This is a genomic window from Mesorhizobium sanjuanii (assembly GCF_002529485.1).
Taxonomy (GTDB): domain Bacteria; phylum Pseudomonadota; class Alphaproteobacteria; order Rhizobiales; family Rhizobiaceae; genus Mesorhizobium; species Mesorhizobium sanjuanii.
Genome location: NZ_NWQG01000291.1, coordinates 1 through 5,886 on the forward strand (window position 1 = coordinate 1; position 5,886 = coordinate 5,886).

A 5,886-nucleotide genomic window follows, 5' to 3' on the forward strand; every position below is an offset into this window, starting at 1 on the left:
ATCCGATGATCCGCAATGTCGTGGTGTCGAAGGGTGCTGACGCTGCCGACGACTGGATCGTCGAAAATGCCAAACCCAACGATATCGTCGTGACGGCGGACATTCCGCTGGCGGCTCGAGCGGTGGCGCTCGGCGCCCATGTGCTCGGCCCGACCGGACGCCCGTTCACGCCGGAGACGATCGGCATGGCGGTGGCGATGCGCGATCTGAAGCAGCATCTGCGCGAGACCGGCGAAAGCAAAGGCTACAATGCGAGCTTCGCGCCGCAGGACCGTTCGCGGTTTTTAGGCGAACTCGATCGCATCTTGCGACGGGCGTTGAAATCCGCCACACCGGACTAGAAGAAAAACGACACCATCAGGCTAGGCCATGGCCGCCGATACACCCATCAAGAAACCAATGCACCGGCATATGCAATTCGCGGTGTCGGCCTGCATCGGGGGAGTGGCGCTGGCCATCGCGTTGGTGTTGCGCGCGCCCCTAGCCTATTCGATCGGCGCCAATGCGTTCTTTGCTGCCTACATCATCCTCGTCGTCGCCCAGATGCCGCTGCTCACCGGCCGCTATCTGAGCAAGAATGCGCGTGCCACTGACCAGCCGGTGCTGGTCATCTTCGCCGTCACGTTTGTCGTCGTCGGTGTTGCTACCATCTCCCTGTTTCAATTGATCAATCGAAAGGGCAGCGCGTCTGCCTTCGAACTGACCTTCGCCCTGCTGTCGATCCCGCTCGGCTGGTTCACCATCCATGCGATGGCGGCGCTTCACTACGCACATGTCTATTGGATGGACGGCGACACGATCGACTCCCAAACCAAGCAGAAAAACCCTGTCGGCGGCTTCGACTTCCCGGGCGGCAAGCGGCCGGAAGGCTGGGACTTTTTATACTTCTCGTCGATCATCGGCATGACCGCGCAGACCGCCGACGTAAACATAACGACCTCGCACATGCGCCGCGTCGTGCTTGTCCATTCGGTCCTGTCGTTCTTCTTCAACACGGTGATCGTCGCGGCAGCGGTCAACCTCGCCGTCAGTCTGGGCAGCTCGTAACATCGAGCAGCCTGTAATAATTCCGTGATCGGATGAAACATCGCTTTGGCTGACAGCGTATTGGGAGGAGAAAGACGGGAAAGGCCGGCTGTGCGGTCGAGAGGACGAGACAAATGGAATCGGTTGCCAGAAGCCAACCCATCGCCGGCGCGGACACCGCCCCATCGAAGGATACGACGCTGATCTATCGGCAGTCGCGCTGGACGCGGCTGACGCATTGGCTCTGGGCGGCCTCGCTGTTCTTCATGCTGCTTTCCGGGCTGCAGATCTTCAACGCCCGCCCCCAGCTCTATATCGGCAAGGAATCCGGCTTCACCTATAACAACACCGTCTTCGCCATTGGCGCCGAGAATACCGCAACCGGCCCGCGCGGTTACACCGAAATCCTGGGCAAGCGCTTCGACACCACTGGCGTGCTCGGCTGGTCGGGGCCGGCCGGACAGGAAACGTCCCGCGCCTTTCCGTCATGGGCGACAATCCCGTCCTATTACGACCTCGGCACCGCCCGCGTCGTGCATTTCTTCTTCGCCTGGGTACTGTCGACGACGCTGATCGTCTGGCTGGTCGCCAGCTTGATCAACGGCCATCTGCGCCGCGATCTCGCCCCGCGCATCGATGATATCAGGCGCCTGCCGCGGGACATCATCGACCACGCCAAGCTGAAGTTCCACCACACACGCGAGTACAACACGCTGCAGAAGATGGCCTATGGCGGCGTGCTGTTCGTGCTTTTGCCGCTGATGATCATCACCGGCCTTGCCATGTCGCCGAGCATGGATTCGGTGCTGCCGTTCCTGAACGATCTGCTTGGTGGCCGGCAGACGGCGCGCACCATCCATTTCGTCGTGATGGGTCTGCTCGTCGCCTTCTTCGTCATCCATATGCTGATGATCCTCGCCGCCGGCCCGATCAACGAGCTGCGGTCCATCATCACCGGCTGGTACCGAACCGATCCGCCGGCGGATGACGGAAAATCGTCCGAAAGGAGCGCCTGACATGCCAAAATTCCAGATCAACCGCAGGAGATTCCTTACCTCGGCCAGCCTCGGCCTTTCGGGCATCATGCTGTCGGGCTGCGACGCCTTCGACAGCCAGCTTGGCGTCGGTGACGGCCTGCGCAGCTTCCTCGAAGGCGCCAACGACCTGACGTATCGCGCGCAGCGATTGCTTGCCGGTCGCGACGCGCTGGCGCCGGAATTCACCGAAGCAGACATCCGCCAGCCGCAGCGGCCGAATGGCATCACCGCGCCGGACGACGATACCTACAAGGGCCTGCTCGCCAACAATTTCGCCGACTGGCGGCTGGAGGTTTCCGGCCTCGTCGAAAAGCCGCTGTCGCTCACCCGCGAGCAGCTGATGAACATGCCGAGCCGCACCCAGATCACCCGTCACGACTGCGTCGAAGGCTGGAGCTGCATCGCCAAATGGACCGGCACGCCACTGTCGTTGGTGCTGGACCAGGCGGTGGTCAAGCCGCAGGCGCGCTACGTTATGTTCCATTGCCTCGACACGATCGAGCGCAGCCTGTCGGGCGACATCAAATATTATGGCACGATCGATCTGATCGACGCCCGCCACCCGCAGACCATCCTTGCCTATGGCCTCAACGGCAAGCCGCTGCCGGTCGAGAATGGCGCGCCGCTGCGTGTCCGTGTCGAGCGCCAACTCGGTTACAAGATGCCGAAATACCTTTACAAGATCGAATTGGTCGACGGCTTCGCCAATGTCGGCGGCGGCCGCGGCGGCTATTGGGAGGACAATGGCTACGACTGGTACGGCGGCATTTAATGGCTGCTCGGGTAGGACGCCTCAACCGTTAAGCATACAGATCTTGGCGACGCCATCATTCGTCCGAATCCTCGAAAGTGGTTTGACCGGGCTCAGGTGGCCCGCCCCGCGTGTCGTCCGGATTATCCACCATGCAGCCGACGCCGTGGCATCCCTGATAGTTGCCGTGAGTATCGAAATTGGGGTTACCGTCCCTGTCGAACTGCGGCGTCGGATCGATCCACTGATCGCCACGGCGCGGCTTCGGCCTCGGATAGTAATTATCCGAACGGTGGCCATGCTTGTCGTTGTTGTCAAGGATCGCGCCAACGATGCCTCCGACAATGATCGCAGCCGCCGCATCACCTGAGGATGGCTTGCGGCCGGAGCCGGCTACTGCGAATTCGGCCGAGCAGCCATTGTCGACCCAGACGCCACCGCGGTCATAACCCCAGCTCTTGCCATACTGGCAACGTGCCTTCGAAAGCCGTGACGTCAACTGCACACCGCGACGCGTATCGACGCCACAGTAGGAATAACGGTAGTTCGCGCTGGAGCAGACGATGCGGTTTGCACCTGCCGCCTGCGCCGCGTCCGGCAGCAGCGAAAACTTGGCCGGATTGCCCAAGGTGCAGGCCAGGAACATCATCGAACCGGTAACCGCCATCCGTGCCGACATCGCAAGTCCTCCATCAGGGTTCGCTATCGACAGAATGGCATCTCTGTGTAAATCTGACAACCGGACGGACAGCAGCGAGGTTATATTCATGCGCGCTAAGGTAATCGCCGCAACTATACTTGTCCTTTCCGCCTGGTTGGCGCTGGCGGCGCCATCCGCCTGGGCGGACGACAGCCTCAAGCGCGTCATCGACCAGAAGACACTTACGGTCGGCGTGGCGCTCAACCCGCCATGGATCCTCAAGAAGGCCGACGGGAAATTTGCGGGCTATGACGTCGACCTGACCAACGCGCTCGCTTCCGACCTTGGCGTCGACCTGAAGCTGGTCGAAGTGCCCTGGAATGACCTCAAGTCGCGACTGCTCAAGGGCGATTTCGACATGATCGCGGCAGGCTATGCCAGCACGCCGGAACGCGCCCGCGACGTGGTATTCTCCGACAAGACCGGCACCGCCGATATCCGCATGGTGGCGACGATCGCCAGTCTTGGCAAAAAGCCGGGAAAGGCATTGCGGGCGCCGGGATACAAGATCGCCGTGCTCTCCAATTCCACGGACGAAGCCGCCGCGAAGGAAGCCTTTCCCAAGGCGACCATCCTCTCCTTCGACAATACGGCCGATGTGTTTGCCGCGATCATCGGCGGCGAGGCGCAGGCCATGGTCGCCACCTCGCCAACGCCGCAGATGGCCGCCAGGCTTTATGATGCGAAATTGACCATGGTCGGCGGGCCGCTGTTGCGGACGCCGGAGGCATTTGCCCTGCGGCCGGACGATGTCCGTCTCATCCAGTACGTCAACAACTGGATCGGCGCGCGCACCGCCGACGGCACCATAGGCGGCGTGCGCCGCTACTGGTTCGACAGCTTCAAATGGCTGTCGCGTTTCGACACCGGCAAGCCCGAGCCGGCCAAACAATAGAGCGTGATGTCAGCGCCTTAGGCGACCTTGTCGATCAGCGGCTTCAGCACCGGATGGATTTCCGGCGAGGCGTGCTTGATCAACGTCAGCAACGCCCGCTCGTTCTCCTGCAGCGGCCGGTCGCCAATGTGTTCGGCCAGCCACTTCGCCTCGCCGGCGTCGATCGTCTCAGCGCGGCGAGCCAGGGCCTCGGCTGCCTTGTTCCTCGATTCCCAATCGGCCTCGATATCGCCCGGCGCGCGGTAGGCTTCCAGGATACCGGCGAGACCGCCCGACACCATGCGGTTGAAGAAACCGCCAATTTCCGGTTCGGCCTTCTCGAAGAACGAATCCTGGCGCAAAGCCACGTCGCGCATCGGCGCCTCGTAACCGGCAGAGCACATGACGAAATTGGCGATCGCCTTGACGAACAGATCGTTCCAGGACGGATCATTGCCGGCCGTCGTCGTCCGCTCATTGATCCGGAACAGCACCTCCGCCTCGGCGCGGGTCATGGCAATGTTGCCGTCGCCGCCATAGGCATAGAGGATGCGACGCAGAAGCTCGACTTCCGCCTTGGCTATCCTGCCGGGTACCAGTTTGCCGCCGTGCATGAGCGGCCCCTTGCCGTCGACGACGGCATGGGCGACCTGCTCCAGCGCATAGGCGCAAAGCCTGTTTGGCGAGGACTTCGCCTTTTCCAGCACACGCACCAGCAGTTCGAGTTCGGTGCGGCTGTCGACCATGCCATCGCGCGAAATCGTCCGGACCAGCCAATCGGCATTGTCTTGCGAGACATAGCCCGCCGGTTTTTCCCGATGGACGATGTAATCGGTGACGGCCTCGACGAAGAAGTCAGGCCATTGTGCGCATTTGTCCCTGGCCGTCGCATCGAGCGCAAAGAGCGCCTCGGCCTCGCCGCGGCTCACCACGCCATCGCCAAACACCTCGCGGCGCAGCATAACCACATCTTCAGCCGTGATGCGATTTTTCGACGTCAGCCCGGCCACCGGCGCGCTCATGATCAGTTCGCCCATCTTTTCGTCCCCGTCCGCTGCCGGCAATGCCGGCCCCAAGCACCATGGCGATCCCTATATCAGCAGTGTCTTGAGAAACCGCCAAACGGCGTGGTTAGCGAAGACTTGTAGGCCAATGCACGTCGCCCAAAGGGTGTGCAGCGGTTTTGGGTAACGAAATGCATCAAACAAAGGCCCAAAGCGCAGCGCCTGAATCCGTTCAGTGCGACGCGCTTTAAATGTCGCTGGCAGGTGACAAGGTGTCGTTGACGGGCTATGGATGACGAGTCGAGGGCTCAAGGTTTGAGTCCTACCTGTTTGCGGGAGAGAGCAGCGAGAGCTGCCGCCGAAGGGGAAATCGCCCGAAATCTCTCAGGCAAAAGAACCGTAGACGGGAAAGACACTCTGGAAAGTCGGGGCTTGCCCCCGCGCCGAAGGTGTAAGCGCTGCCGACAGAGTTACGGGGCGCGAGTCTCTCAGGC

The 5,886-nt window shown here is 61.6% G+C and carries 7 protein-coding genes and 1 riboswitch; of the genes, 5 read left to right on the forward strand and 2 right to left on the reverse strand.

The genetic code is table 11. The annotated features are described in order from the left end of the window. The 4 genes from CN311_RS31185 to CN311_RS31200 form a co-directional block, all read left to right on the forward strand. Positions 1-341 (forward strand): YaiI/YqxD family protein (locus tag CN311_RS31185; protein ID WP_097577414.1); only part of this gene is annotated, 341 nt, incomplete at its 5' end. Between the two features lie 28 nt (positions 342-369). After that, on the forward strand, positions 370-1,047 hold the full coding sequence (locus tag CN311_RS31190; protein WP_097577415.1) for a DUF1345 domain-containing protein: 678 nt from the start codon (positions 370-372) through the stop codon (positions 1,045-1,047). 113 nt (positions 1,048-1,160) lie between these two features. Further along, positions 1,161-2,042: a cytochrome b/b6 domain-containing protein gene (locus CN311_RS31195; protein WP_097577416.1), complete on the forward strand. Its 882-nt coding sequence runs from the start codon at positions 1,161-1,163 to the stop codon at positions 2,040-2,042. A gap of 1 nt (position 2,043) precedes the next feature. Beyond that, positions 2,044-2,835, forward strand: coding sequence for a molybdopterin-binding protein (locus tag CN311_RS31200; protein WP_097577417.1), 792 nt, complete (start codon positions 2,044-2,046; stop codon positions 2,833-2,835). Between the two features lie 55 nt (positions 2,836-2,890). On the opposite strand, the gene CN311_RS33125 is transcribed toward CN311_RS31200, so the two are convergent. Next, positions 2,891-3,493, reverse strand: a complete 603-nt coding sequence (locus CN311_RS33125) for a DUF3011 domain-containing protein (RefSeq protein ID WP_208866610.1) — start codon at positions 3,491-3,493, stop codon at positions 2,891-2,893. An 88-nt stretch (positions 3,494-3,581) separates the two neighbouring features. Here CN311_RS33125 and CN311_RS31215 point away from each other — a divergent pair, with 88 nt between their 5' ends. Then, positions 3,582-4,409: a transporter substrate-binding domain-containing protein gene (locus tag CN311_RS31215; protein WP_208866611.1), complete on the forward strand. Its 828-nt coding sequence runs from the start codon at positions 3,582-3,584 to the stop codon at positions 4,407-4,409. Between the two features lie 17 nt (positions 4,410-4,426). Here CN311_RS31215 and CN311_RS31220 read toward each other — a convergent pair whose 3' ends face one another. Further along, on the reverse strand, positions 4,427-5,425 hold the full coding sequence (locus CN311_RS31220; RefSeq protein ID WP_097577420.1) for a hypothetical protein: 999 nt from the start codon (positions 5,423-5,425) through the stop codon (positions 4,427-4,429). A gap of 290 nt (positions 5,426-5,715) precedes the next feature. After that, positions 5,716-5,802: riboswitch (glycine riboswitch) on the forward strand. The last annotated feature ends 84 nt before the right edge of the window (positions 5,803-5,886 follow it).